Here is a 25,660-nt window from a genome sequence, read left to right as displayed (position 1 = left end):
AGGAGAATGATTATGAGTTATTCAGGGTTTGTAGCAGGAACTTTAGTCCATACCGATAAAGGCTTAGTACCGATTCAGGATATTAAAGTGGGCGACTTGATTTTATCAAAGTCTGTACTCTCCAAGCTTGAAAGTAGCATTGGTGACATAGAATATAAGCCTGTCATAAGTACGTTTAAATAACCAAAAAAGGAAAGAATCTTTAAAGTTGAATACTTTAACGAGACAGTAGCCAAACAAGGTGAAAAGGGTAGAAACTATATCTTATGTACCAGTAACCACCCATTTTGGGTAACTCACCAGCCTGAAGATACGGAAGGTGAATGGCTATCGGCGGAGCGTTTGCCAGCTGGATATCTAACGTCTGCTCATGGTGATACGATTGTGCTTGATGATTATTCTTTTATCCCTGTACGCACCTTACCTAACTTCCCTGAAGGTACAGCGTATACTCAGAGTATTGAGGAACATGACTTATGAGAGACAGACGGTCTGGTTCAGTTTGTGAAGTTTACAGATGATGGCTATCAGTTTGTGAGTTTAGCCAATACAGAAGAAGCGTTCAAAGAAGAGATCAAAACCGTCAATCTGCAAACTTTCGATGCCAAGTTGGTTATTAATGAAAAGGCACCCTTTATTATAGATCCTGAGCTTTATAAAACATTAAATGTAAGATTACGTCAAGATATAGCGCCTAAGACACATAGTGCAGAAAGGTTTGTAAGAGAGATGCACTCACCTCTAATCTTTGAAGGGGAAATAATTAAAGAAAATAGAATTGGTGATGAAGGTTTATTCAAAAAAGCTTTAGCAAGTATCAAAAAGTATGGCGATTCAACGGGATTAACAGATGAAAGTATTCATAAGCAGATGCGACGCTATAACGATGTCCGCCCTAACCCTTATGAGGACCACGTCTACAACATAAAAGTGGTAGACCATCATACGTATTTTGTTGGACATGATGCGGTGTGGGTACTGGAGGCTAAAGAGTCAGCCAATTAACCGGCCCTTTAGCTTATATTAATAGAAAAGTGTTATGAATGGCTATAAGGCTTATACCTTCATCATATTACTGTTTCAAACCCCGCGCCCAATCCGCTCCGCCAATACCTGCAATTTTGGCACAATCATCGCTGCATACTCATCCGCTGCCCAATTGGCACTTGGCACACTGGCATTGAGCGAATAAGCATATTGCCCAGTGGCGACATCGTATACGCTCACCGCGACTGCCAATATGTCAGTAGAAAACTCCCCATCAGAGACGGTATAACCGTACTGTTCATAGTGCTGGGCTGCCTGAGTGAGTGCTGTCTGTGCATGAATGTAATCTTCATCAGATAAACTCTCTTTCAAATTGCTACTGATTACCGCCTGCCTTGCTGGCGAGCTTGCCGCATAAAAAGCCCGCCCAATGGCAGTACGTGCAACGGGCACCGCTGAGCCAACCTGCAAGTTAACTGATAGACGGGCAGGGCTACGACAGCAGGCGTGATAGCGCATCTCTCCTTCGACTTCGGTCGCTAGATTCACCGATACCTCATTTTCACTGGCGAACTGCCGTAATAGTGGCTCAGCATACGCCACCATGTCGTGGCGACTCCACGCGGTCGCGCTTAGGCGCACAGCACTACTGCCCAATTGATACTGCCCGTATTCATTTGTACGCAAAAACCCCAGCGTGGTCAAGGTGTGAATCAGGCGAGTAATGGTCGCTTTTGGCAGGTTTGTCATCTGACACAGTTGCTGATGGGTAAGGCGCTCATGATGTTCAAATGCAGCCAGTATGACCAATCCTCGACCCAGTGCCGTCACAAACTGTCGATCATTATCATCCTTGCTTTGGCCCATTAGGCCATGCATTCGTTCCAATAAAGGGGCAGCTGTCGATACAGGTGTTGTCATTTTATACTCATCTTTTTTTGATAAAGGTTTACAGGGCGGCGAAAGTTTGCTTAAATAGTTCTATATTATGAAACTAAGTTTCGCACAGCGGAATAACGAAGTCAATGACTTGTTAGACCAAATGATTTATTCATCACTACTCGTCAGTCAGGATGACTGATATCAAGGAGATCCACATGGCAACATCTACCAGCCCGCGCTTTGATTGGGAAGATCCTTTTTTATTACGCGACCAGCTGACTGAAGAAGAGCGTATGGTCACGGACAGCGCCCGTCAGTTTTTTCAAAAGGAATTGATGCCCGGTATCGTTCAGGCCAATCGCAATGAGCATTTCGATCGTAATATCATGCGTCAAATGGGTGAAATGGGCTTACTTGGCGTAACGATTGAAGGTTATGGCTGTGCTGGTTTGTCCAGCGTTGCTTATGGTCTGATTGCTAAGGAAGTGGAGGCGGTCGACTCAGGCTATCGCTCAGCGATGAGCGTGCAGTCAAGCCTAGTGATGCATCCGATCTGGGCGTATGGCACAGAAGAACAAAGAGAAAAGTATTTGCCAAAGCTTGCCACAGGTGAGTACGTCGGCTGCTTCGGTCTGACTGAGCCAGATTCGGGTTCTGATCCTGCATCGATGTCAACGCGTGCGCGTGCCGTCGATGGTGGTTACGAGCTGACGGGAAATAAAATGTGGATTACCAACAGTCCTATCGCGGATGTGTTTGTGGTCTGGGCAAAAGATGATGCGGGTGATATTCGTGGTTTTGTTTTAGACAAAGGCATGAAAGGACTGTCTGCACCGAAGATTGAAGGTAAGTTCTCACTGCGTGCGTCAGTCACTGGTGAGATCGTCATGGACAAAGTATTCGTCCCTGAAGCCAATGCTTTCCCAGATATCCGTGGTCTAAAAGGACCATTTGGCTGCTTGAATAAAGCGCGTTATGGTATCGCTTGGGGCTCGATGGGTGCGGCTGAATTCTGCTGGAAAGCGGCTCGTCAGTACACACTAGATCGTAAACAGTTTGGTCGTCCACTAGCCGCCACGCAGTTGGTGCAGTTAAAGCTTGCCAATATGCAGACGGAAATCACGTTAGGTCTACAAGCTGCGTTACGTGTTGGCCGTTTGATGGATGAAGACAACGCTGCACCTGAAATGATTTCGCTCATTAAGCGTAATAACTGCGGTAAAGCGCTAGATATCGCTCGTATTGCCCGTGATATGCATGGCGGTAATGGCATCTCTGATGAGTTCCACATCATCCGTCATGTGATGAACTTAGAAGCCGTCAATACCTATGAAGGTACACACGATATTCACGCGCTTATTTTAGGCCGTGCACAGACAGGCATTCAAGCGTTCTTCTAAATATTTTTCGCTAAGAATGTTTGACAAAGTTGTACTTTATTACGTACGTTGCTGCTTGGCTTTTTGAAAAAGAGCATTAACAGTAGCGTACGTTTTTCAGTTGTTATTCACCATTTATGTATCAGTGTGTCATTAAACAACGCAAAAAACTAAATGATGAATAGCAATTTTCTAATCAGAAGATCGAAGCATACGCCACAGAGTAAGGGAATCTCATGACAGATATGACTAATATGCCAAAAGGTGCATTGCATGGTATCAAGGTGCTAGATTTATCAAGAGTGTTGGCAGGTCCCTCTTGTACGCAAGTGCTCGCTGATCTGGGCGCAGAAGTCATCAAAGTTGAGCGTCCCCATATCGGTGATGAAACGCGCCACTGGGCACCACCAACATTCAGCGATGACACCTCCGCTTATTACGCTACCATCAATCGCAATAAAAAGTCGCTCACGGTAGACATCACTACGCCAGCAGGGCAGACCATTATTAAGCAGCTCATTGCTGACAGTGATATTTTGGTAGAGAATTTCAAAGTCGGTGGTCTCAAAAAATACGGTTTAGATTACGACAGCCTAAAACAAGACAATCCGCGCTTAATTTATGCGTCATTGACAGGGTTTGGGCAGACAGGTCCTGATGCCAAGCGTCCCGGTTATGATTATATTATTCAAGGGTTGTCAGGGCTGATGAGTATTACGGGCCCTAGTGATGGCGAACCGCACAAAGTTGGCGTCGCAGTGATTGATTTATTCGCGGGCTTACAACTGACCATTGGTATCCAAGCGGCGCTATTGGCGCGTCAACATACTGGCGTTGGTCAACACGTGGATGTCGCATTGCTCGACAGTGCGCTGTCTATGCTGGCCAATGTCGGCATGAACCATTTGGCTTCAGATAAGATTCCACCAAGACTGGGCAATCAGCATCCCAACATTGTGCCTTATCAAGTGTTTGCTGCTGAAGGGAAAGCTCACTTTATTTTAGCTTGCGGCAATGACCATCAGTTTGCCAAACTGTGCGACGTATTAGCAGTCGACTGGCATACTGATGAGCGTTTTGCGACCAATCCTAATCGCGTTGCCAATCGTGAACTGCTATGCAATGAGCTGACTAAGAAGTTTGCCAAGCAACCACGCTTATATTGGCTAGAGGTGTTGGATCAGGCAGGTGTACCGTGCGGCGCGATTCATAACGTGGCTGAAGCCTTGGCAATGCCGCAAGCAAAGGCCCGTGAAATGATCGTCAATTTCGCGGCACAAGGTAGTCCTGTACGCGCCCTTGGCAATCCCATCAAATTATCGGCATCACCTGTCAGCTATCGCACGCCGCCACCGAAGTTGAGCGAGCATACCGATGGCACACTTGCTGATTTAGGGTATGACAGCGAGATGATCGCCAAGCTAAAAGCGGATGGGATTGTTTAGTGCAGTGCTTGCCACAGTATCTTTACAGTGATAAATGCTAAATATAAAAGCTAGAAAATGGAACTTTTTAAACAACACAATCTAAAACCAAGTAGTGTCAAACAAGGAATGTTGAGCATGAAAATATACAGCCATGAAAATCTAAGTTTGCATAGACCGTTACCCTATTTTTCTTATGGCAAGATGCACGAGCCGTTAGAGATACCAGAGCGCATGGTGGAATTGTTAAAAGCACCAGCAGCGTTGGGTTTAGAAGTGACCGCTGCCATCGATATTGGCATCGCGCCAATCTTAGCCGTTCATGATTTTGGTTATGTGGAGTTTCTCAAGCATGGCTATGATGAATGGATGGCGGTTGAGGAAGATTTAGGCGCGCAGGTGCAGACTGGAATTTTTGTGCCGTATGATAATCCGGGTATTGGCATCATGGCAAAAGCCGCTAAGTATCAGGCAGATGATAGCGCACCAATTAGTGAGCACTCATGGACATCGATTTATTGGTCGGCGCAGACCGCACTTAATGCTGCCGAAGCTTTATTAGACGATAATGCATCAGATACTGAGCGCGCTCAAAATCGCATACAGCTTTGCTTTTCGCGTCCGCCGGGTCACCATGCGCGTAAGAGTGCAGCTGGCGGATTTTGCTATCTTAATAACGCCGCCATCATCGCTGAACACTTACGACAGAAATACGCAAAAATCGCTATCATAGACACTGACATGCATCATGGGCAAGGTATCCAAGAGATATTTTACGATCGTAGCGATGTGCTCTATACCTCAGTACATGGTGACCCTGTTAATTTTTATCCAGCAGTGACAGGGCATGCGTTTGAAAAAGGGACTGGCGAGGGCGAAGGCTACAATATTAATTTCCCAATGCCACATGGCACCGATGAAGCTGGATTTTTTGAGTATGTTGATAAATCCATTGACGCGATGACGCTATTTGATCCTGACGTTATTGTTCATGTCTTAGGTTTTGATGTTTATGAAGCTGACCCAGAAGCGAGATGTGCGGTCAGTACAAAGGGCTTTGAGATATTGGCGAAAAAGATGATCGCTTTAAACAAGCCATTGATTGTCTTAGTTGAAGGGGGTTATTACTTGCCAAAGCTCAATGATAATCTGCAAGCATTTTTATCAGGACTTATGGCAGCTGATAGCAGTAGTAATTAGAATGGTAGAAATCATCAAAGTAGCTGAAATCTCAGCCGCTTTGTAGTTAAAGAAAATCGGTTGCAGGGTTTGGTCGTAATAAACTCTACAACCATGTCCTATAGGTCAGCAGTTATGAGTGAGCAGTAAAGCCTAAATGTCGCTCAATCTGTTCGGCCAATTCAATCAATACCGCACTAACTTCAGCACGCTTAGATTCATATTCTCCTTGCAAAAAACTCACTGCCATACCAGCGACCGCCGTGCCGGATGCATTACGGATATAGGTACCCAAGCAGTACATCCCATCACGCAGTTGCCCGTCATCGAGTGACACTCGACTTTTCTGAATCGCTGCGAGCTCAGAGGATAAATCCGCAAAGTTATTGACCCCGTGTTGGGTCATGGGTGTCGGGAACTTCTCTTTATACAATGATTTGATGCTGTCCATAGACAACGTGGATAGCATGGCTTTGCCTGTCGCTGAAAATACCGCAGGCACACGAACGCCTGCACGAAAAGTAAAACCAAGCGGGGCGGGCGATTCATGACAAGCTAAGAACACCACTTCTCCCAAATCCAGTTTTGACAACGTCACCGTGTGTTGAAGTAGCACCGGATACTGCACAATCAAATCCTTAAACAACTGTACGACGCCTTGCTGCTGCTCGTATTTTCCAGCCCAATACATCAAATACGAGCCCAAATAAAAGCGACTTTCCGGATCTTTATAGATAACGTGCTTGGTCAGCAAACTCTGCAAAATATTATGCGTAGAGCTGCGAGGAAGCCCAAGTTCTTTGGCAATATGAGCGGCTGTTAGCGGCTGTGCGCTATCGGTAATCAAGTCCAAAATCTGAAAGGTTTTGTCTAGCGCAGGCACGGCAGTCGAGCTCATAAGTAACCTATAAAAGTGAAATAAAATGAAAAAGTACAAGATAATTATCAAAATAATGCGATTAAGGGTTGCAAATCGCGTCATATCGTTCTTATAATGATGTCTCGTATATAGAATACCTGTTCAGTATATTGAACAAAAAAACAATTATCAATAATTATTTAATAGCTCCGGCTATATCCATTCTCATACACATACCTCTATATGACAAGGAGCGTCAACATGTCAAATACGCTACAGTTATCAAATCCAGATTTACTCAAACAATCTTGCTTCGTTAAAGACGGCTGGCACGTTGCTAGCGACAATGCTTCGCTTGATGTAAACAACCCTTTTAACGACGACCTTATCGGCACAGTGCCTAGCCTCACGACAGAAGATGTCAACGAAGCGGTTGCTTATGCGCATGAAGCACAAGTTGCTTGGGCGGCAAAAACGGCTAAAGAGCGTGCAGAACTGCTGCAAAAGTGGGCAGATCTCATTGATGCCAATAAAGAAGATCTCGCGATTATCATGACCGCTGAGCAAGGCAAGCCGCTCACTGAGTCACGCGGCGAAATCGGTTATGCCAATAGCTTTATTCGCTGGTTCGCCGAAGAAGGCAAGCGTGTTTATGGTGATGTCATTCCTGCCAATAGTACGCAATTACGTCACGTTGTGCTTAAGCAGCCAGTCGGTGTTTGCGCCGCTATTACGCCTTGGAACTTTCCAGCCGCGATGATCACGCGCAAAGTCGCACCTGCTATGGCAGCAGGTTGTACGATTATCGTCAAACCAGCCACCGAAACGCCATTTTCAGCATTGGCACTGGGTGCCTTAGCAGAGCAAGCGGGTATTCCTGCAGGTGTGCTCCAGATTGTAACGGGTAAATCATCAACCATTGGTGAAATTCTAACTGGTGATGCTCGTATTCATAAGCTATCGTTCACGGGCTCTACAGAAGTCGGTCGTACGCTAATGGCACAATGCGCGCCGACTATTAAGAAGCTATCGTTAGAGCTGGGTGGTAACGCGCCATTTATCGTCTTTGATGATGCTGATCTAGAAAAAGCAGCTGAAGGCTTAATTGCTTCTAAATACCGTAACGCTGGTCAAACCTGTGTTTGCGCCAACCGTGTATACGTGCAAGACAGCATCAAAGATGAATTCCTAGATGTGTTTGTGAAAAAAGTCGCTGAATTAAATGTCGGTAACGGCATGGATGAATGCGTGGATATTGGTCCTTTGATTAATAAAAAGGCGCTAGAAAAAGTGCAAGCGCTACTAAAAGATGCTTTAGACAAAGGCGCGAAGCTTATCGCTGGCGGCAGTACCAATGATGCCTCAGAGCTGACTTATAACCCGACTGTTATCACTGATATTAGCAGTGATATGGATATCGCTTCTGAAGAAATCTTTGGTCCAATTGCGACGATATTTACATTCAAAGATGAAGCAGAAGTAATCCGTGCTGCCAACGATACCATTTATGGCTTGGCCGCTTACTTCTATAGTAGCGACTATGCACGCTCATGGCGCGTGACTGAAGGCCTTGAGTACGGCATCATTGGTCATAACACTGGTTTGATTTCTACAGAAGTTGCCCCGTTTGGCGGCGTGAAGCAGTCTGGTTTTGGCCGTGAAGGCTCAAAATATGGTATCGAAGACTATATTACGACCAAATATTGGTGCTCTGATATCAGCTAATAAATAGCCTCGCTCAGCATTTAACAAAAAATTTAACAAAACCTAATAGATATCTACGGTGTTTTATCTCAAACAAACGCCGTTCGATATCATTAAGTCTCAAATGAACCGCCAATCATCAGATGGCTCTTATGTTAAAAATATAGAAAAGGACATTCCCATGACGACTACCAATCAATCATTACTTGAGCGCCGTAAAGCTGTATTGCCAACAGGGCTTGGCGTTGCTTATCCTATCTTTGCCGAAAGAGCAAAGAACTCAGAAATCTGGGACATCGAAGGCAAGCGTTATATCGACTTTGTCGGTGGCATCTCAGTATTGAACACCGGTCACAGTCATCCAAAAATCACCCAGCGTGTCCATGAGCAGCTCGACAAATTCACGCATACTGCGGCGCAAATGATCAACTATGAGTGCTATGTGGATTTGGCGGAAAAGCTGTGTGAAAAAGCACCAATCAGCGGTGAGAAAAAAGCTTTCTTTTTGACGACTGGCGCAGAAGCGGTCGAAAACTGTATCAAGATTGCTCGTGCGAAAACTGGTCGTCCAGGCATCATCTCTTTTGTTGGTGGCTGGCATGGTCGCACGCTTATGTGCATGAGTTTGACAGGTAAAGTGCTGCCGTACAAAAAGAACTTTGGTCCAATGCCAGGACCTGTATTCCATGCGCTATTCCCAGCTGAAGAGTTGAATGTCACCGAAGAACAAGCGTTGCATAGCCTTGAGATGATTTTCCAAGCGGATATCGATCCAAGTGAAGTAGCAGCGATGATTATCGAGCCAGTACAAGGCGAGGGTGGCTTCCATCAAGTAACCCCATCATTTGCCAAATCTTTGCGCGATATCTGCGATGAGCATGGCATTGTCTTGATTTTTGATGAAGTACAGTGTGGTTTTGCGCGTACAGGTACGTTGTTCGCCACTGAGCAGCTAGGCGTTGAACCTGATTTGATGACTGCCGCAAAGAGTTTGGCGGGTGGTTATCCTATCTCTGCGGTCATCGGCCGTGCTGATATCATGGATGCCCCGCAGGTAGGTGGCTTGGGCGGTACATATTCTGGTAATCCACTGGCTTGTGTGGCTGCATTAGCGGTTATGGAAGTCATCGAAGAAGAAAATCTGCTTGAGCGCAGTATTGAGATTGGCGACAAAATCGAAGCTTTCTTAAAGGGCTTAAACTTAAGTAGTATCGGTCATATTCGCCATAAAGGCGCCATGCTAGCGTTTGAATTAATCGATAGTGAAGGCAAGCCTGATGTGGAAGCGACTACTAATTTGAAAGCAAAATCATTTGAGCAAGGTTTATTACTAGCGTCTTGCGGTATGTATGGCAACGCCATTCGCGTGATGGTGCCATTGACGGTTGAAGATGAAGTGCTACAAGAAGGTCTAGATATCATCAAAGGTATCCTAACTGCTTAATAAGTATTTAGTATTTATTTATAGTCAAATACATCACTTTTAATCAAGCCTCGATCTTGGTTAAAAGGCTATCTCTAATAGAACAGCAAGATTGCCCATATGGCACTCGCTTTGAGTACATTTTTTACAACGGCGCCTTGCAAGTCAAGACGCCGTTGCTGTTTGTACTATTTGAATAGTAAACAAGTAGTGCCTAACAGCGTGGATCAAAAGGTATATATGATAATTATGATGGGTACTATCCCACTAAACAAAAAATAGTGTAACCGTCAAGGGTTAACACGGATGACACACAGACAAGGAGCAGGTTATGTCTGAATTAAAGAAATCGTTAGGGACGCTAGATATTATCGCCTTAGCATTCGGTGCTATGGTCGGTTGGGGCTAGGTAGTCTTGGCTGGTGGTTGGATTTTATCTGCGGGGACGTGGGGCGCGATGTTGGCGTTCTTGATAGGCGGTTTGGCAGTGATACTGATTGGTGTGACTTATGCTGAGCTTGCCGCATCGATGCCGATTACGGGTGGTGAGCATACCTATACGCATCGTGCGCTGGGGGTGAATGTCTCCTTTATCTGCTCATGGAGTATTCTATTTGGGTATTTTTCGGTGGTCGCGTTTGAGGCAGTTGCCTTGCCGACAGTCGTAGAGTATTTTATCCCCAATTACAATCAAGGGTATCTCTGGACCATCGCTGGTTGGGATGTTTATGCCACTTGGGTGGGCGTCGGGATGCTGGGCTCAGTGATTGTCACATGGCTAAATATCCGCGGTATGGAAGTCAGTGCATGGTTCCAAAAAACGGCCGTATTGGGTATTTTATTTGTTGGTACGTTGCTGTTCATTGGTGCAGTACTCTTTAATCCTGAAGGCTCAAACTCAGTACAAGCGCCTGCATTCATTGGTGGTATTGGTGGTATGATGGCCGTTATTGTCATGGTGCCGTTTATGTTTGTCGGCTTTGACGTTATTCCGCAAGCGGCAGAAGAAATTGATCTGACTCGTCCTAATATTGGTAAGTTTTTGATTTTATCCATTGTCGTTGCGGTAATGTGGTATGTGGGTATCGCTTGGAGCGTTGGCACGACCTTGCCACTCTTACAAGCCGAAAACTCAACGCTCGCCACTGCTGATGCGATGACCAATGCTTGGCATGGCAAGTGGGCAGGTATATTGTTAGTGATTGGCGGTGTGCTTGGTATTTTATCAAGCTGGAACGCCTTTTTGATTGGTGGTAGCCGCCTACTTTATGCCATGTCAAAAGCACGTATGTTGCCCGCATTTTTGAGTAAGCTGCATCCAAAGTATAATACGCCATCGAATGCCATTTTATTAATCGGTGGTTTGGCGACACTAGCACCATTGTTTGGTCGTAAAATGCTGGTGTGGATCGTAGATGCAGGTGGCTTTGGTATCGTTATTGCTTATACCTGTGTTGCTATATCCTTCTTAGTATTGCGCTACCGCGAGCCTGATATGGTACGCCCATTTAGAATACCAGCAGGTAAGCTTGTTGGCATGGTTACGATTGCGCTAAGTTTTGGAATACTCATGCTGTATATGCCAGGTATGCCATCAGCACTAACCGCTATCGAGTGGTGGATTTTCTTTGGTTGGACTGTCTTAGGTATTGCGTTATATGGCTATGCAAGGGTGAAATATCCAGGTATTAGCGAGTCAATTATGGCAGAAGAGCTACGTGAATTAAAAATTGTCAATCAATTATGGTTAAAAGACAACCAACCTAAGCAATAGTTTTTTCGATGGGTTATTTTTTAATAAAATTGCCTAAAAAAAGCCTAACAGTGAATGTTAGGCTTTTTATTATTCTGAAAATCGTTTTGTCGATTACGACTTATCGCGAATCAGCTTATAGTTTAAGAATTCAGTGATACCAAGCGTACCAAGCTCGCGACCAAATCCTGAGCGTTTAACGCCACCAAACGGTGTGTTTGCTTCCGTACCAGAAGGTGCGTTGATAGTCACCATGCCCACTTCTAATTTATCAGCAATATCAGCAGCTAGTGCAGCATCTTGCGTTTGGATAGAGGCACCAAGACCGAAAGGTACGTCATTGGCAATCTTGATAGCATGATCGATGTCACGAGCTTTATAGATGACGGCGACAGGACCAAACAGCTCCTCACGGTAGACATCCATTGATTCAGTAACGTCTGTCAGTACCGCAGGTTTGAACCATGCACCAGGCTTGTCTTTCACCATACCGCCTTCTACTAGTACAGTCGCGCCTGCTTGAATGGCACTGTCTAACTGCTCTTGTAAATTGACCGCGGCAGCCTTTGAAGACATTGGGCCGATAAAGGTTTTTTCATCAAGAGGATCAGCCAACGTCATAGCACGTACAGCATCAGTAAAGCCCTCAACGAACTTGTCATAGACAGATTCAAGAACAATTAAGCGTTTGGCCGCGTTACAGGCTTGACCTGCATTACCAAAGCGACCAGAGATTGCGCCTTTTATTGCTTGTTCGATGTCAGCATCAGCCGCAACGATAAAGGCATCGGAGCCGCCCAGTTCTAACACGACTTTTTTGAGTGCGCCGCCAGCTTCTTTTGCAACTGCTTGTCCAGCGCGCTCAGAGCCAGTGAGTGAGATGCCTTGTACACGCTTGTCATGGATAATGGTCGCTGCTTGATCATTAGTGGCAAAAATATTGTTATAAACGCCTTCAGGTACGCCCGCCTCTTTAAACATATCAGCGATAACTTCTGCTGTCTTAGGACATTGAGGCGCATGCTTTAAAATAATAGTATTACCCGCCATAAAGTTTGGCGCGACAAAACGTGCCACTTGATAATGGGGATAATTCCACGGCATGATACCGAGTAGGACGCCAACAGGGCGTTTCTCTACCGAAGCTGATCCTGAGTCAACGTCAATGGTGTTGGGCGCTAGTAGCTGCTCAGCGTTGTCTGCATAATAACGATAGATCTCAGCGACCAGACCGATTTCACCCTTGGCTTGTGCGACGGGCTTACCCATCTCATTGGCGACGATGCGAGCCAGCTCATCTTGACGTTCCAGATAGCTATCGGCAATTTTATGCAGTAGTGCACTGCGCTCACTCAATGAGACTTGACGCCAGTCTTGATAGGCGTTGTCAGCTTGCTCGATGACTTGCTGGATGTCTTGTTCGGTGGCAGTAGGATAAGTAGCTTCTAGTTCGCCAGTGGCAGGGTTGTTGATTTGATAATCACTCATAGTTATGTCCTTTAGTTTAAAATATTATTGGGTTCAAAATCCATTTGGATCTATATTTTTATGCGGGTGCTTTTGATTAATGGCTTTGGTTGCTGCTGAGTAATACAATGAATATTACCGCCACCATAGACAATCTCTCTTGTGCGTACTCCCACTACTTGATGCTGCGGAAAGACTTTTTCAAGCTGCTCGATGGCGAGTGCATCATTTTCATCATCATATTGGGGTACGATGACAGCGTCATTACAAATGAGAAAATTGGCATACGAGGCGATACAGACGTCACCTGTCAAGCGCGGTTTGGCATCGTCAGATTGGACAATGTCATAGTCATCAGGCAAGGTCACTGGCTGCTGGGTGCAGCAAAGCTTATGGACTTTTAAGCGTCTGCCTTTTGCATCGGTCATATTCGAGAGCTGCTCATAGGCTTTTTGCGTTGCTTCATAAAATGGATGCTCAGGGTCGTCAGTGTATAAACAAACCACTTCACCAGTCCGCGCAAAACAGGCAATATCATCGACATGACCAGTGGTCTCGTCAGGATCGATCCCATCATCAATCCAGAGCACTTTTTGCACATTGAGATAGGCTTTTAGTTTATCTTCAATTTGTGCTTCGGTCAGGTGTGGGTTGCGCCCAGGACTCAATAGACACATACGTGTGGTGAGAACTGTGCCTTCACCATCGACATGAAACGCACCACCTTCCATCACAAAGTCATCTGTGCGATAGCGGCTAATATCTAGCTGCTCACACAGTCGTTCTGCGATTTTATCGTCATTATCCCAAGGCGAGTAGAGGCCATCATAATCTCCGCCCCACGCATTGAATGTCCAGTCACAAGCGCGCAGCTCACCAGCATTATTAACTAAAAATGTCGGAACAGTATCACGCGCCCACGCATCATTGCTGGGCATCGCAATAACGTCGATATCGGCAGGCAAGCTATCGCGGCATTGCTCATAGTCATTAGGATTGACCAGTACACCAACTTTACAAAAATTATGGATGGCCAATGCGACATCAGCATAAGCTTTCTTAGCAGGAGTGGCTTGTTGTCGCCAGTTGTCAGCACGGTATGGCCATACCATCCATATTTTTTCTATCGGCTCGAATTCTGCTGGCATGTAAAAGTTGTCTTGCTGTGGTCTCGTATCAGTCAGTAATCTGGACATAAAATCACCTTATCGCATTCATGCGACGATAAAAGTAGTAAGAGATAATTGAAAGTAGGGCATCAATTATCCATGAGTCAGCAGCGTGCCATACATAGAGGGACGGCGGTCACGGAAAACGCCCCATTGCCGACGCTCGATAGCCAGTTGATCTAAATCAAAGGTCATACTAATCACTTCGCTGGTATCCGCTGATGCTTCTTGTATGATCTCGCCGCGACCATCAGTAATAAATGAGCCACCGTAAAACTGCATCGTGCTGTCATTACCATTTTGGCTGATGGTCTCAGTGCCAATACGATTAGAGGCGATAACAGGCATCAGATTGGCGGCGGCATGACCTTGCATACAGCGCTGCCAATGACCTTTTGAATTGATACCGAGGGTTGGTTCATCACCAATAGCAGTCGGGTAAAATAATAGCTCTGCGCCCATCAATGCCATGCTACGGGCGCATTCAGGGAACCACTGATCCCAGCAGATACCGACGCCAAGTTTGGCATATTTGGTATCCCAAACTTTAAAGCCCGTATCACCGGGGGTAAAGTAGAATTTTTCAGCATAAGGAGTGCCATCTGGTATATGAGTCTTGCGATAGGTGCCGAGTATCTCGCCATCGGCGTCAATCACAGTCACGCTATTAAAAAAGGTATTGCCTGATTTTTCATAAAAGCTGATCGGTAATACCACTTCTAACTCTTTAGCCAATTGTTTGAAATGATTGATAGCGGCATTATCAGCAACGGTTGTTGCCAGTTTGAAATAATCAAAGTCATGAACTTGGCAGAAGTACGGCGTTTCAAACAACTCTTGGAGCAAGATGATATTGGCACCTGCTTTGGCGGCTTTGGTGACTAAATCAGTGGCAGTGGCAATATTTTTTTGTATGTCCCAACCACAAGCCATTTGAGTAGTAGCAACGGTAACGTTTCGCATGATCTAAATCCTTTTAATACCAGATGAATAATACTGTGTAAAGATAATGGGTTTTGTTGCCCAACAAAAAATTAGAGATGGTTCGTTAGGCAACAATGATAATTTTAGTACTGGGTTTGGCTTACGCCATCATGTAACCCAAGCCCAAGAAGGCTGCGACGGATAGACCGGCTCCCAGCATGGCATAAGGGAACTGGGTAAAGGCATGCTGCATGGGTGAGCAGCCAGCACCTTGCGCGGCAAGTAATGATGAATCACTAAAGAAGCACGCATGACTACCAAATGAAGACGCGGATAACAACGCACCAATCATAAGTGGCGTACTCACACCAAGAGCAAGCGATATCGGGAAGACAATCGGCATTGCCAACACATACAGACCCCAACTTGATGATGTGGCAAAGGTTAAGAACGCCATGACCGCAAAGATGACCGCAGGGAAAATAACAATCGTCATATAAGGGGTAATCGCCTCAATCACATAGGTGGTCATACCAAGCTCATCATTGATTGCTTTTAAGAAAAAGCCGCCGATAACCGTTGAGAGTGGATAAAGCATGACTTTAAAGCCTTTAAAGATAGACTCTACTTGCGTCTCAAAGCTCAAAATACCTTGCATCCAATAGACAATAACGGTCACAAAACAGGTTAGCAACGCACCGCGCAACAGATCGACTTCGAAGTAAATGGTTGAGACAATGAGCAAGATCATCGGGAAAGCAAAGTTGGCGATATTGGCTTTGAATGATAATTTGCGTTTGGCTTGGACGTTTGAGACCAGCTGTTCTTCTACAAATGCTTCAGGGACAGGGTGGCCTGATTTGGCGCGTTTCTCGGCTTTTTTCATGGGGCCCCAGTCACCTAATATGCCGTAAGCCACCAAGAATACAATAAGAAGCGCAAACCACGCATACGCCATATAAGGAATGGCGCTGATATAAAGGCCAAGACCTTCACCTTCTATGGCCACGCCATTCTCTTCTAATAGGCCTGCAAAGTACACGGCCCAAGTAGAGATAGGAACGATCACACACATGGGTGCTGCGGTGGAGTCGACAATATAGGCAAGTTTCTCGCGAGAAACACCATAGACATCCGTGAGTTTTTTGACAGACGTGGAGACGGCAAGGCAGTTTAAATAATCATCGATAAAGACCACGACACCCAATGCAAACGTCGCGAGCAATGACTGACGTCGCGACTTAATAATCTTTTGTAGCCATTCACTAAAGCCATCAAGGCAGCCACTAATCTCAAGCAATTGAATCAATCCACCCATCAGACCACAAACGAGCACAATCCAGATAATGGTTTCATTACCCAATACCATTGACATATTGTCTGCAAAAGGTGAAACCAGATCAAAAGGATTGAGCATCACGAGGCCCGCGACACAGCCTGCAATCATAGATTCGAACGGTCGCCTAGAGACAATGGCGATGACGAGCACCAACAAGGTTGGTAATAAGGATAGGGCTCCCCACGATTCGTCTGGGCCACGGGTAGTTGATAGCCACGCAAATGCTAAGTAGATAGCGATTGCGCCTAGCACGGTGAGAAATACTCGCTTATTATGATACTGTCCTTCGACAGCATCATTGAGCTTCATGTTCATATTTACGCTCCCTGTAAAACATCATTGTTTTTTTAAACAAGCTCTATTCTATGGTTGACGCTCGATAGACAGTAGCGAATTAACTTTCTATCGAGCCCCATCACAACAATCCATTGCTATGACAGGTCAATGTAACGACAGCTTTTGAAATAAAAGCACTTCATTCAGTGTTTATTATTCAAGGCTTTTATGCGTTTACATGCCAGTGGTATCTTTTAGCGCATACCACCATGAGCCCATGACCGAGTAAGGGACTCGCAGTGCTCGACCACCTGGGAACGGAATCCAAGGAATTTGTGCAAAAGCGTCAAACTCTTTGGTCTTGCCATTAATGGCATCAGCCAAGATTTGTCCAAACAAGTGCGAACCCGTCACGCCATGACCACTATAACCATGGGCGAAATATACTCGCTCATGCAGTTTACCCATTTGCGGCACGCGAGAAAAAGATAAGGCAAAGTTTCCGCTCCATGCGTAGTCAATTTTGACATCACGCAGCTCTGGGAAAATCTTATTCATGTTTGGTCTGATTTTAGCCGTGATGTCGGCGGGATCTTGTCCACCGTAGACCGTACCGCCACCAAACAACATGCGCTTGTCTGCTGACAGACGATAGTAATCAAGAATATAGCGTACATCTTCGACACAGACATCGGTGGGCAGTAACTGGTCTGCTAAGTCACCTAACGGCTCGGTCGCGATGATTTGTGTCGATACAGGCATGACACGGTCAGTCAACTTAGGAATAACTTTATTAAGATAAGCATTACCGCACAGAATCGCTTGTTTACAAGTGACAGAGCCAAATTCAGTGATGACTTTGATAGAGTCGTCGGCATACTCAATATCAACCACTAGAGTGTTTTCATAAATAGTTCCGCCGCCTTGTTCGATAGCCGCTGCTTCACCCAATGCAAGATTTAGTGGGTGAATATGTCCACCTGAATGGTCAATGACGCCGCCTACATAAGCATCTGATTTTATATGTTCTTGAATGCCATTTTTATCTAACATTTCCCGATCATGCATACCATGGCTCTCCCACAGTGCATGCGTTTCTTGTAAGTCTTTTAGCTGTCCGTTGTTTAGCGCCGCAAAGATATTCTTTTCTTTGAGATCACAATTAATATCGTAGTCGTTGACAAAACGGCGAATAATTTTGCCGCCACGAGTCACTAGCTGACCGACGAAATCTGCGTTTTGTTGACCATAAGATTTTTTAATCTTTTGTAGGCTGGCATTGAGACCATTAACAATCTGACCACCATTGCGACCTGAGGCACCCCAACCAATCTGCGCGCCTTCGAGTACCACGACTTCATGATCGGTTTCAATGAGATGTAGGGCAGTGGATAGGCCGCTATAGCCGCCACCGACCACACAGATTTCTACTTGGATGTCATTTTCTAGCGTCGGTCTATCAGGCTTAGGGTTACGACTGGCAGCGTAATAGCTGTCAGGATATTGACCTTTGTCTGAATAGTGCGGGATATTGCGCGTGTTATTAGACGGCTTGTTGGTCGTCGGTGTCGCGTTGCTATTTGACATATTACACATCCTGTAAATAGGTGAGGTATTCAAGGTTGGTTACTTGCTGAGCAAAGCGTTTGGCTTCTTGCTTTTTGACGGCAATCAACAGCTCAATCATCTCGCTTGGGAACAGCGAATCAATCACATTACTGCTTTCAAATTTACGGATGGCTGAGAGCCAGTCTAGTGGCAAGGTCTTAAGTTCTGCTTCGTCGTAAGTAATACTATTAATGGGTTCTGGCGCTTCCAGCTTGTTTTCGATGCCATATAACATACCTGCTAATACGGCACTACAAACCAGGTAAGGGTTGGCATCAGCACCAGAGACACGGTGCTCGATACGACGTGCTTTGGTATCGCCACCAGGGATGCGTACGGCTGCTGTGCGATTCTCATAACCCCATGACACGTTGTTTGGTGCGAGCGTACCGGGCGTAAAGCGGCGGTAAGAATTCACATGTGGGGCAAATAATAATGTGCAATCTGACATGGTCTTTAATAATCCAGCGACTGCATGGCGTAAGATATCCGAGCCTTCATCTGACCCATCATCGAAGACATTATTGCCGTCTTTATCTAGTAAGCTGCAATGCACATGAAAACCATTCCCCGATTGTAGGCCAAAAGGTTTTGCCATGAATGTCGCGGTGAGTTTGCGGCGCGCTGCCACTGCTTTGACGACCTGTTTGAACAAAATAGCATCGTCGGCGGCTTTTAGTGGATCGTCCACGTGTAATAAATTAATCTCAAACTGACCACAGCCATTTTCAGCCAAAGCAGCATCTACTGGGATATCGAGCTTTTCACACTGTGCATAAACTTCGTCTAAAAATTCATCGAATTGTAATAGATCATTGATACTCAGAATTGAGGTTTTATTCAGTCTTAGACCGCTTTTGGGACGGATAGGTGGTCTTGGGGTTTCGCCTTCAGTATAGTCAACCAAATAAAATTCTAGCTCAGTGGCCATCACAGGAGTTAGACCAAGATCTTGGAATTTTTTGCTGATGTAATCCAAAACGTGTCTAGCATCACCGTAATAAGGTTCGTTGTTTTCTGTATAAAGCCAAACGGGCAATAGCGATGAAGGCGCACTGGTATTGAGAAGCGGATAGGCGGCACGACCAGTAGGACGGGCAATGGCATCGATATCGCCATTACATTGAGAAGACTCGATGACATCAGCACCCCAAATATCGACGCCTAAGATAGATAAAGGCAATCGTATCGCACCATTTTCTGCTTTTTCCATTTGATTGAAAGGGATGCGCTTACCACGAAGTAAGCCATTAATATCACCTGCCGCAACATAAACGTATTCTGTGTTGTTTGCAGATTCGACCATTCCATTGGTTGTCGTCATGTCTATTCTTCCTATGAATGTTTAGAATTACTGGGATTGTGGTTACGACTGTTATTACGTGTTGATAGTGAGTGTGTATGGGCCAGTGATGAAATTTATAACTAACACTTGATAGAGCAGTAGTTGGTAAGACGGTGCTTGGTTGTTGTCTATATTCATCAAAAGACGCATATCTAATAATTATAAAAAGTTAATTTTATTAATGATATTAAATACTTACCTATATATCTTTTTAGAGCGCTACGATTAACTGTAAAAATTACACTCTGCTCTAGTGTCTCGCTGATAACTTCCAATATATGGATGAAAACTATAGTTGTCAATTTTTATTTAAAATTATCTTAAATTAATACGTTTTTACGATATTAATATTAATATCGGCAATATTGAAATTTATAGTTTACATTTTGTTAGATGCTGTGTTAAATTTTAGCTAAATAAAGGATTGAACAATATAGACAATGAGGTCTGTTTGTTATAACTAGGGAAGACGGTATGAAAAATTCTAGACCTATTATTGCTATTGTTTCTTGTCATAAGATGGTTGATGGGCAGCCAGCACAAGCGGTGTATCAAAAATATATCGATGCCGTGAATTTTTATGGGGGCAATCCCATACTGCTGCCAAACACTGCTGCTGATAGCGAAAACTTTGAAGCGCTACTGACCATCGCAGATGGGATTTTGTTAACGGGAAGTTATAGTAACGTGGCACCAACACGTTATGGCGCGACGCATATCGAAGCGAAACAAGACTTGGGTCGCGATGAGCTGAGCTTTAAGTTATTGGATTATGCAGACAAGACTGGCACCCCACTATTGGCGGTTTGCCGAGGTTTGCAAGAGATGAATGTGCATTTTGGTGGCACGCTACATCCTGATTGGCGGGAAGTAGAGGGGTTTTATGAGCCACATTTAGAGGACAATACACAACCAATTGAGGTGCAGTATCAGCCAGTGCATGACGTGATTATTCAACCAAATGGCAGGCTTGCCGCCTTTGGTGAGAAATGGCACGTGAACTCGCTACATAAACAAGCAATCAATAAAGTAGGTGCGCGTTTATTGGTTGAGGCTCTAGCGCCTGATGGTTTAGTCGAAGCCATCAGCTTATTGCAACATCCATTTATGATTGGTGTACAATGGCATCCTGAGTTAAATTATGCACAAGATAGCTTGTCCAAATTTCTATTCACGGAATTCATTCACTATGCCAGCAAACCACACACGGAATAGCATTACTGAAGCTCATAGAGACACTACCAGCGCTGAGGCTGAGACGAATAATAGCGTCGATAGTAGTACAGATAGTGATGCCGCCAGCAGTAAAGACACGGACATCACCACTGACATCGACATGGATGATATCAGTGGTGATGATGATTTGACAGACTATGAGACAGCGATGTCAGCCGAAACTGACGAGTCGGCAGAAGAGGATATCGGTAAAAAGATCAATCAGCTGCGCCTCGCAAAAGGCTACTCGCAACGTAAGCTCGCGAAATTGTCAGGATTAACCAATACTTCTATCAGCTCCATCGAGCGCAATAAAGTTAGCCCAGCAGTGAATACGCTAAAGGCAATTTTGGCGGTGTTGGGCTCTGATTTGACCACGTTTTTTAGTGATGAATGGAAGGAGCCAAAGGCAAGAGTCGTGGTAACGCCAAAGGATTTGTTGGAGCTGAGCGAACCGAGTAGCAGAGTGTCACTAAGACAGGTATATAACTGTAGCACCACCAAGAATTTGGGTTTTTTGATTGAGGTGTATCAACCAAACAGCTCAACTGAAGAAAAAATTGCCCACGAAGGTGAAGAGATTGGCACGGTCATTGAAGGTAAAATTCTTATCCGTATCGATGAAACTACATATCTATTAAACCAAGGTGACAGCTACGTGATTGATACCATTCGACCGCATACTTTTATCAACCCTACTGATGGCGTGACTCGCATTGTTAGTGCGCATACCCCGACGACCTACTAAATTAACGTTTAATAGCCGTTTAAGTTGATGTTCAAATAGTCATGGTAATCTTTCACGCTGCTTCTAAAAATAGAAGCAGCGTTTTTTTTGGTACGAAAGGAGTCGTTATGAGGACATGCCTTAGCAGGCTGTTAGATAGTAACCTAAGTAACACAGTAATAGGTCTACAGGTCTTTATGCTCTTGAACCTTTTCTGAGTCAGTAAGCGGATTTGAGATACTCATCGCTTTAGGTTTTTCTTTAATAAGTTTTACTTTAGTCTGCTTATCTGCTGGTTCAAGCGCTATATAAGCAGACTCAGGTTTTTTATGAGTGAGTTTAGAGGATTTTTTGAGCGTATTTTTGATTCTTCTGACAGCAGCGGCGTCGCTCGCAGCTTGTTCTTCTGCGAGTGAGTCGTCGTGTAGACCTTGATAGACAGCGAGCGTTTCTTCAATCATTTCACGCATGGTGAATTTGTTGGTCATTTCAGGGCGCGTGACGCTTTCTAATTGGTTTCTGACTGCTTTGCATAGCGCATTGGCATTGTATTTTTTGACCAATCCTTGCGGATATAGCGGTTGTAAAATCTCACTAAATGCGGCCTGATCCCAACCAATAACGGGCGTGCCTAAATGAATCGCTTGTAAGGCATTGATACCGATTGATTCAGGTTCATTAGCAAGTGCCATCACGATATTGGCCGCTGATAGCCATTCACGCATGTCATTACGTTTGCTGCCTACATAAGTAATGCGATCAGCCAACCCTAGTGTATTGGTGCGTTGACGGAAATCTTCATGCGCGACATCACCATCTCGATAATCATCATCCATGATAATGACGTGGATGTTAGGGAATTGCTCTTGCAAGTTACCCAAAATATCAATCAGCCATTCCTGACCATATTCGTTGCCAATAATAGTTGGAAATACCAGCCATTTTTTATGCTCAAGCTCAGGATATTCAGCAAAGGTATGCCGTAGCCAATAAACAGACGGATTATGACGATAAGGATAGCGGCGCGTATCGATACCACGGTAGATGCGTTTGATTACTTTAGGGTCTGCATCTTCACGGCGCAGACCTTTTTTTAGATAATTGGTGACACTATCAGATACCGTAATAATGGTATCGACATTGAGTAGAGCTTGTGAGTATTTATTAATCGGATAAAAGCCATACATAGTTGACACTAGCTTTGGTATCCGCTTGACACGGGCGCGGCGCAATGCCAAATGCAGTATCCATGCTGGCGTACGTGAGTGTACATGAATGACGTCAGGATTGTATTTTTCAATCAGACGCCGCAGCGCCGTGACTTGTAGTAACGATAACCAAGATTTTTTATTCATGTGTAGCTGATGATAATTATTGCCATCACGCTTTAGACGTTTGACCAGATCGTTGTCTTCGTCGGCGCTGGAGACGATGATAGAGGTATGGCCGTTTTTGACCAATGCGCGCCCAAGATGAAAAATACCGCGCTCGGATTCATCATGCTTTAAAGACGACAATAAGCGCATAACTTTCATAATGGCATTGGTGACCAGTTCATAATATAAGTTGCTATTGTCAGTTAAAAGCCGCCAAAACTCAACCATCAAGATAAAAGATAGCGTTAGATAAGCGTTGTTTTCAAGGAAATCTAAGCATTAATAGGATAGGAGAATCGCTCGAAACCATTAGCGACGTTTCTGTAGATGCTCAGCATTGGGAAGTACTTGTTTTTCGCTTAAGTATTTCCAATAACGCTGTGGCAGGCACTGTTTATGCAAACGCGGGTTTTTACGCTCTTTGATATTGACGTTGGTAAAGTAACCTTGCCAAAATTTTTGATAGCGCTGCTCGTCCTCGCTATGAATGCTGGTAGGATTGCGCAGTACGGCATCATCTAAATCAGTGATGGTTTGCAGGGCAGCAGGTCGCGATGGCTTACTTTTGCTTTTATCATAATAAATGCCATAGCCACGGGCTAAATCATAAATCGCCCAGTGTTGGTCTTGGTAGCGCTGACGAAAATGTTCCCCAATCAAAGGCAACACATTAAAATCTGGCTCAACGCGCGCAAAATAAATATCATCAGTAGTATGCTCAAAACGTACAAAGGCTTCCATACGATGTTTCTCACGACCGACAGATTTGACGGTTTGCACCAGCTCTAAGACATCGAGATTACCCAAATCTTCCATGATATGGCGGCTAGGGTAGTCGATGGCATATTTGACTACTTGAAATAAAATCGTACCAATATTGTCTTTTTCTGATAAAAATCCCCAAAGGACATGACGCATACCTGAGCGACCTAAAAGTTTATTGAGCTTTACTAATACACGCTCGGCTTTGTATTCATCAGTGCTAACGCTGGTCGATTGGGTAATTAGTGAGGGAACGTAACGATCTTGAGCAGTTAATTGTAAGGATTCATGGTCTTGTAACCGACTAGCATAGACATAAAATACCGCACTTAGCCAACCCTCAAGACTTGGCTCATAAAGTACAATACTGGGTGTTAATTGCCCCAGATGATAAGTTTGGGTTTCAGCTATTTCTGACAATGACTGCGACATTATTTATCCTAATTTGCTGTCTCAAGATGCTCTAATAGTGGTGGCTCACTTTATTAATAATCTTGATGCTCAAAACAAAGCCAATTGCCCATTACACTGGTCTTTATACTTAGTCTGCGTCTGTGCCAATACATATTGCCGGAAGTTATCACGCGTTAAATGGGCTAAATGTTCGTTTTTTCCGGTAGTTGCGATGAAGTATTTGGCGCGATTGACCGCAGCGCCCATTTTTTTCAGATGATAAAGCGTCAATTGATTAAACTTGCGTGCTTTCACTATTTTTTTAGCCGTTTTTGTACCGATACCGGGAATACGGACAATCATCTCATAACTAGCAGTTTGAATATTAACGGGAAAATGCTCACGATGGCGGATTGCCCAAGCCAGTTTTGGGTCGCAGTCCAAATCCAAAAATGGCGAGTCAGGCTCGACGATTTCATGCGCGCCAAAACCATAAAAACGCATCAGCCAGTCCGCTTGATAAAGGCGGTTTTCGCGTATCATCGGCACGGGCGTTCCAATCGCTGGCAGGCGACTGTCGGACAACATCGGTACATAGCCAGAGTAGTAGACACGCTTGAGATCATACTGTTTATAAAAATGACTCGATAACTGAATAACTTGCAAGTCAGTATCGTTACTCGCGCCAACAATCATCTGACTGGTTTGACCTGCTGGCACAAATTTCGGTGCCTTCTTATGGGTTTTACGGCTCTCTTTGATAGTAATTATTTCAGTTTTAACCGTTTCCATCGGTGCTTTTAATTCATCATGTGATTTTTCTGGTGCTAGTAAAGCCAAGCCTGATTTGGTCGGAATTTCAATATTAACGCTGAGGCGATCGGCGTAAAGCCCTGCTTCTAACAGCAACTCTTTTGACGCACCGGGAATGGTTTTTAAATGGATATAGCCATTAAAACGCTCACGGGTACGTAATATCTTAGCGACCTCGACCAAGCGCTCCATCGTATAGTCGCCACTTTTAAAAATACCTGAGCTGAGAAATAGCCCTTCGATATAGTTACGGCGGTAAAACTGCATGGTTAAATCGACCACTTCCTCAACGCTAAAAGCGGCACGCGGCGTGTCATTGCTTTTACGAGAAGTGCAATAGGCGCAATCATAGATACAGTGATTAGTTAAGAGTATTTTTAACAAGCTGACGCAGCGACCATCTTCGGTATAGCTGTGACAAATACCAGTGGCGGAGGCATCACCAAGACCACCGCCTTGGTTTTTACGGGTACCACTCGATGATGAGCAAGAAACATCGTACTTCGCAGCGTCCGCTAAGATATTGAGCTTGCCTTGCAGACGTTCATAATTGATGGTGGCCATAAGCGCGATTTACCAATTCATTTATAGGTTATTATTTTAGCAAATTGGTTTATAAGTCATTGTAATTATTGATAAAATTTTTATTTCATACG

At 44.6% G+C, this 25,660-nt stretch carries 21 protein-coding genes and 1 pseudogene; 11 read left to right on the top strand and 11 right to left on the bottom strand.

Annotated features, from left to right (window positions below; all coding sequences use genetic code 11):
• The first annotated feature begins 12 nt into the window (after nt 1-12).
• The 3 genes from JMX93_RS06240 to JMX93_RS06230 all read left to right on the top strand — a co-directional run bounded on the left by JMX93_RS06240 (nt 13) and on the right by JMX93_RS06230 (nt 1,005).
• Complete coding sequence (locus JMX93_RS06240) at nt 13-183, top strand: hypothetical protein (protein ID WP_499204207.1); 171 nt, start codon at nt 13-15, stop codon at nt 181-183.
• 159 nt (nt 184-342) lie between these two features.
• Nucleotides 343-480, top strand: coding sequence for a hypothetical protein (locus JMX93_RS06235; RefSeq protein ID WP_499204206.1), 138 nt, complete (start codon nt 343-345; stop codon nt 478-480).
• Nucleotides 481-504: 24 nt separating this feature from the next.
• Nucleotides 505-1,005 (top strand): hypothetical protein, encoded by a 501-nt coding sequence (locus tag JMX93_RS06230; RefSeq protein WP_443214422.1) that lies wholly within the window; start codon nt 505-507, stop codon nt 1,003-1,005.
• A 75-nt stretch (nt 1,006-1,080) separates the two neighbouring features.
• Here JMX93_RS06230 and JMX93_RS06225 read toward each other — a convergent pair whose 3' ends face one another.
• Entirely contained in the window at nt 1,081-1,908 is an 828-nt protein-coding gene (locus JMX93_RS06225) for an IclR family transcriptional regulator (RefSeq protein WP_499204205.1), read from the bottom strand.
• A gap of 176 nt (nt 1,909-2,084) precedes the next feature.
• Here JMX93_RS06225 and JMX93_RS06220 point away from each other — a divergent pair, with 176 nt between their 5' ends.
• The 3 genes from JMX93_RS06220 to JMX93_RS06210 all read left to right on the top strand — a co-directional run bounded on the left by JMX93_RS06220 (nt 2,085) and on the right by JMX93_RS06210 (nt 5,872).
• Complete coding sequence (locus JMX93_RS06220) at nt 2,085-3,269, top strand: acyl-CoA dehydrogenase (protein ID WP_499204204.1); 1,185 nt, start codon at nt 2,085-2,087, stop codon at nt 3,267-3,269.
• Nucleotides 3,270-3,484: 215 nt separating this feature from the next.
• Entirely contained in the window at nt 3,485-4,693 is a 1,209-nt protein-coding gene (locus tag JMX93_RS06215; RefSeq protein ID WP_499204203.1) for a CaiB/BaiF CoA transferase family protein, read from the top strand.
• A 117-nt stretch (nt 4,694-4,810) separates the two neighbouring features.
• Nucleotides 4,811-5,872, top strand: a complete 1,062-nt coding sequence (locus JMX93_RS06210; RefSeq protein WP_499204202.1) for a histone deacetylase family protein — start codon at nt 4,811-4,813, stop codon at nt 5,870-5,872.
• Nucleotides 5,873-5,984: 112 nt separating this feature from the next.
• Here JMX93_RS06210 and JMX93_RS06205 read toward each other — a convergent pair whose 3' ends face one another.
• Nucleotides 5,985-6,749, bottom strand: coding sequence for an IclR family transcriptional regulator (locus JMX93_RS06205; RefSeq protein ID WP_499204201.1), 765 nt, complete (start codon nt 6,747-6,749; stop codon nt 5,985-5,987).
• A gap of 222 nt (nt 6,750-6,971) precedes the next feature.
• Here JMX93_RS06205 and JMX93_RS06200 point away from each other — a divergent pair, with 222 nt between their 5' ends.
• From JMX93_RS06200 to JMX93_RS06190, 3 genes and pseudogenes are all read left to right on the top strand, one after another.
• Nucleotides 6,972-8,435 (top strand): NAD-dependent succinate-semialdehyde dehydrogenase, encoded by a 1,464-nt coding sequence (locus tag JMX93_RS06200; protein WP_499204200.1) that lies wholly within the window; start codon nt 6,972-6,974, stop codon nt 8,433-8,435.
• Nucleotides 8,436-8,595: 160 nt separating this feature from the next.
• Complete coding sequence (gabT, locus tag JMX93_RS06195; protein WP_499204199.1) at nt 8,596-9,858, top strand: 4-aminobutyrate--2-oxoglutarate transaminase; 1,263 nt, start codon at nt 8,596-8,598, stop codon at nt 9,856-9,858.
• 310 nt (nt 9,859-10,168) lie between these two features.
• A pseudogene (locus JMX93_RS06190) lies at nt 10,169-11,611 on the top strand (APC family permease).
• A gap of 93 nt (nt 11,612-11,704) precedes the next feature.
• On the opposite strand, the gene JMX93_RS06185 reads toward JMX93_RS06190, so the two are convergent.
• The 6 genes from JMX93_RS06185 to JMX93_RS06160 all read right to left on the bottom strand — a co-directional run bounded on the left by JMX93_RS06185 (nt 11,705) and on the right by JMX93_RS06160 (nt 19,697).
• Nucleotides 11,705-13,078, bottom strand: coding sequence for an NAD-dependent succinate-semialdehyde dehydrogenase (locus JMX93_RS06185; protein ID WP_499204198.1), 1,374 nt, complete (start codon nt 13,076-13,078; stop codon nt 11,705-11,707).
• Between the two features lie 50 nt (nt 13,079-13,128).
• Complete coding sequence (aguA, locus tag JMX93_RS06180) at nt 13,129-14,253, bottom strand: agmatine deiminase (RefSeq protein WP_499204197.1); 1,125 nt, start codon at nt 14,251-14,253, stop codon at nt 13,129-13,131.
• 66 nt (nt 14,254-14,319) lie between these two features.
• A complete protein-coding gene (gene aguB, locus JMX93_RS06175) occupies nt 14,320-15,189 on the bottom strand; it encodes an N-carbamoylputrescine amidase (protein WP_499204196.1) in 870 nt (289 codons plus the stop codon).
• 121 nt (nt 15,190-15,310) lie between these two features.
• Entirely contained in the window at nt 15,311-16,804 is a 1,494-nt protein-coding gene (locus JMX93_RS06170) for a Na+/H+ antiporter NhaC family protein (protein ID WP_499204195.1), read from the bottom strand.
• 195 nt (nt 16,805-16,999) lie between these two features.
• The gene (locus tag JMX93_RS06165) at nt 17,000-18,352 is read right to left on the bottom strand and encodes an NAD(P)/FAD-dependent oxidoreductase (protein WP_499204194.1); all 1,353 of its coding nucleotides are present in this window, start codon (nt 18,350-18,352) and stop codon (nt 17,000-17,002) included.
• A gap of 1 nt (nt 18,353) precedes the next feature.
• Entirely contained in the window at nt 18,354-19,697 is a 1,344-nt protein-coding gene (locus JMX93_RS06160) for a glutamine synthetase family protein (RefSeq protein WP_499204193.1), read from the bottom strand.
• A 495-nt stretch (nt 19,698-20,192) separates the two neighbouring features.
• Here JMX93_RS06160 and JMX93_RS06155 point away from each other — a divergent pair, with 495 nt between their 5' ends.
• Together JMX93_RS06155 and JMX93_RS06150 are read left to right on the top strand one after the other, a co-directional pair.
• The gene (locus tag JMX93_RS06155) at nt 20,193-20,933 is read left to right on the top strand and encodes a gamma-glutamyl-gamma-aminobutyrate hydrolase family protein (protein WP_443558775.1); all 741 of its coding nucleotides are present in this window, start codon (nt 20,193-20,195) and stop codon (nt 20,931-20,933) included.
• Nucleotides 20,908-21,681 (top strand): cupin domain-containing protein, encoded by a 774-nt coding sequence (locus tag JMX93_RS06150; RefSeq protein WP_443558777.1) that lies wholly within the window; start codon nt 20,908-20,910, stop codon nt 21,679-21,681. The genes JMX93_RS06155 and JMX93_RS06150 overlap by 26 nt, the downstream gene beginning before the upstream one ends.
• A gap of 164 nt (nt 21,682-21,845) precedes the next feature.
• Here JMX93_RS06150 and JMX93_RS06145 read toward each other — a convergent pair whose 3' ends face one another.
• The 3 genes from JMX93_RS06145 to JMX93_RS06135 form a co-directional block, all read right to left on the bottom strand.
• Nucleotides 21,846-23,195, bottom strand: coding sequence for a glycosyltransferase (locus tag JMX93_RS06145; protein ID WP_227685882.1), 1,350 nt, complete (start codon nt 23,193-23,195; stop codon nt 21,846-21,848).
• Between the two features lie 150 nt (nt 23,196-23,345).
• Nucleotides 23,346-24,230, bottom strand: a complete 885-nt coding sequence (locus tag JMX93_RS06140; protein WP_499204192.1) for a TIGR03915 family putative DNA repair protein — start codon at nt 24,228-24,230, stop codon at nt 23,346-23,348.
• A gap of 69 nt (nt 24,231-24,299) precedes the next feature.
• Entirely contained in the window at nt 24,300-25,568 is a 1,269-nt protein-coding gene (locus JMX93_RS06135; RefSeq protein WP_499204191.1) for a putative DNA modification/repair radical SAM protein, read from the bottom strand.
• Nucleotides 25,569-25,660: the final 92 nt, after the last annotated feature.

It is taken from the genome of Psychrobacter muriicola 2pS (assembly GCF_904846535.1).
GTDB classification, from domain to species: Bacteria; Pseudomonadota; Gammaproteobacteria; order Pseudomonadales; family Moraxellaceae; genus Psychrobacter; species Psychrobacter aquimaris.
Note: the sequence above shows the minus strand (reverse complement) of the source record. Positions and strands in the feature narration are given on the sequence as shown.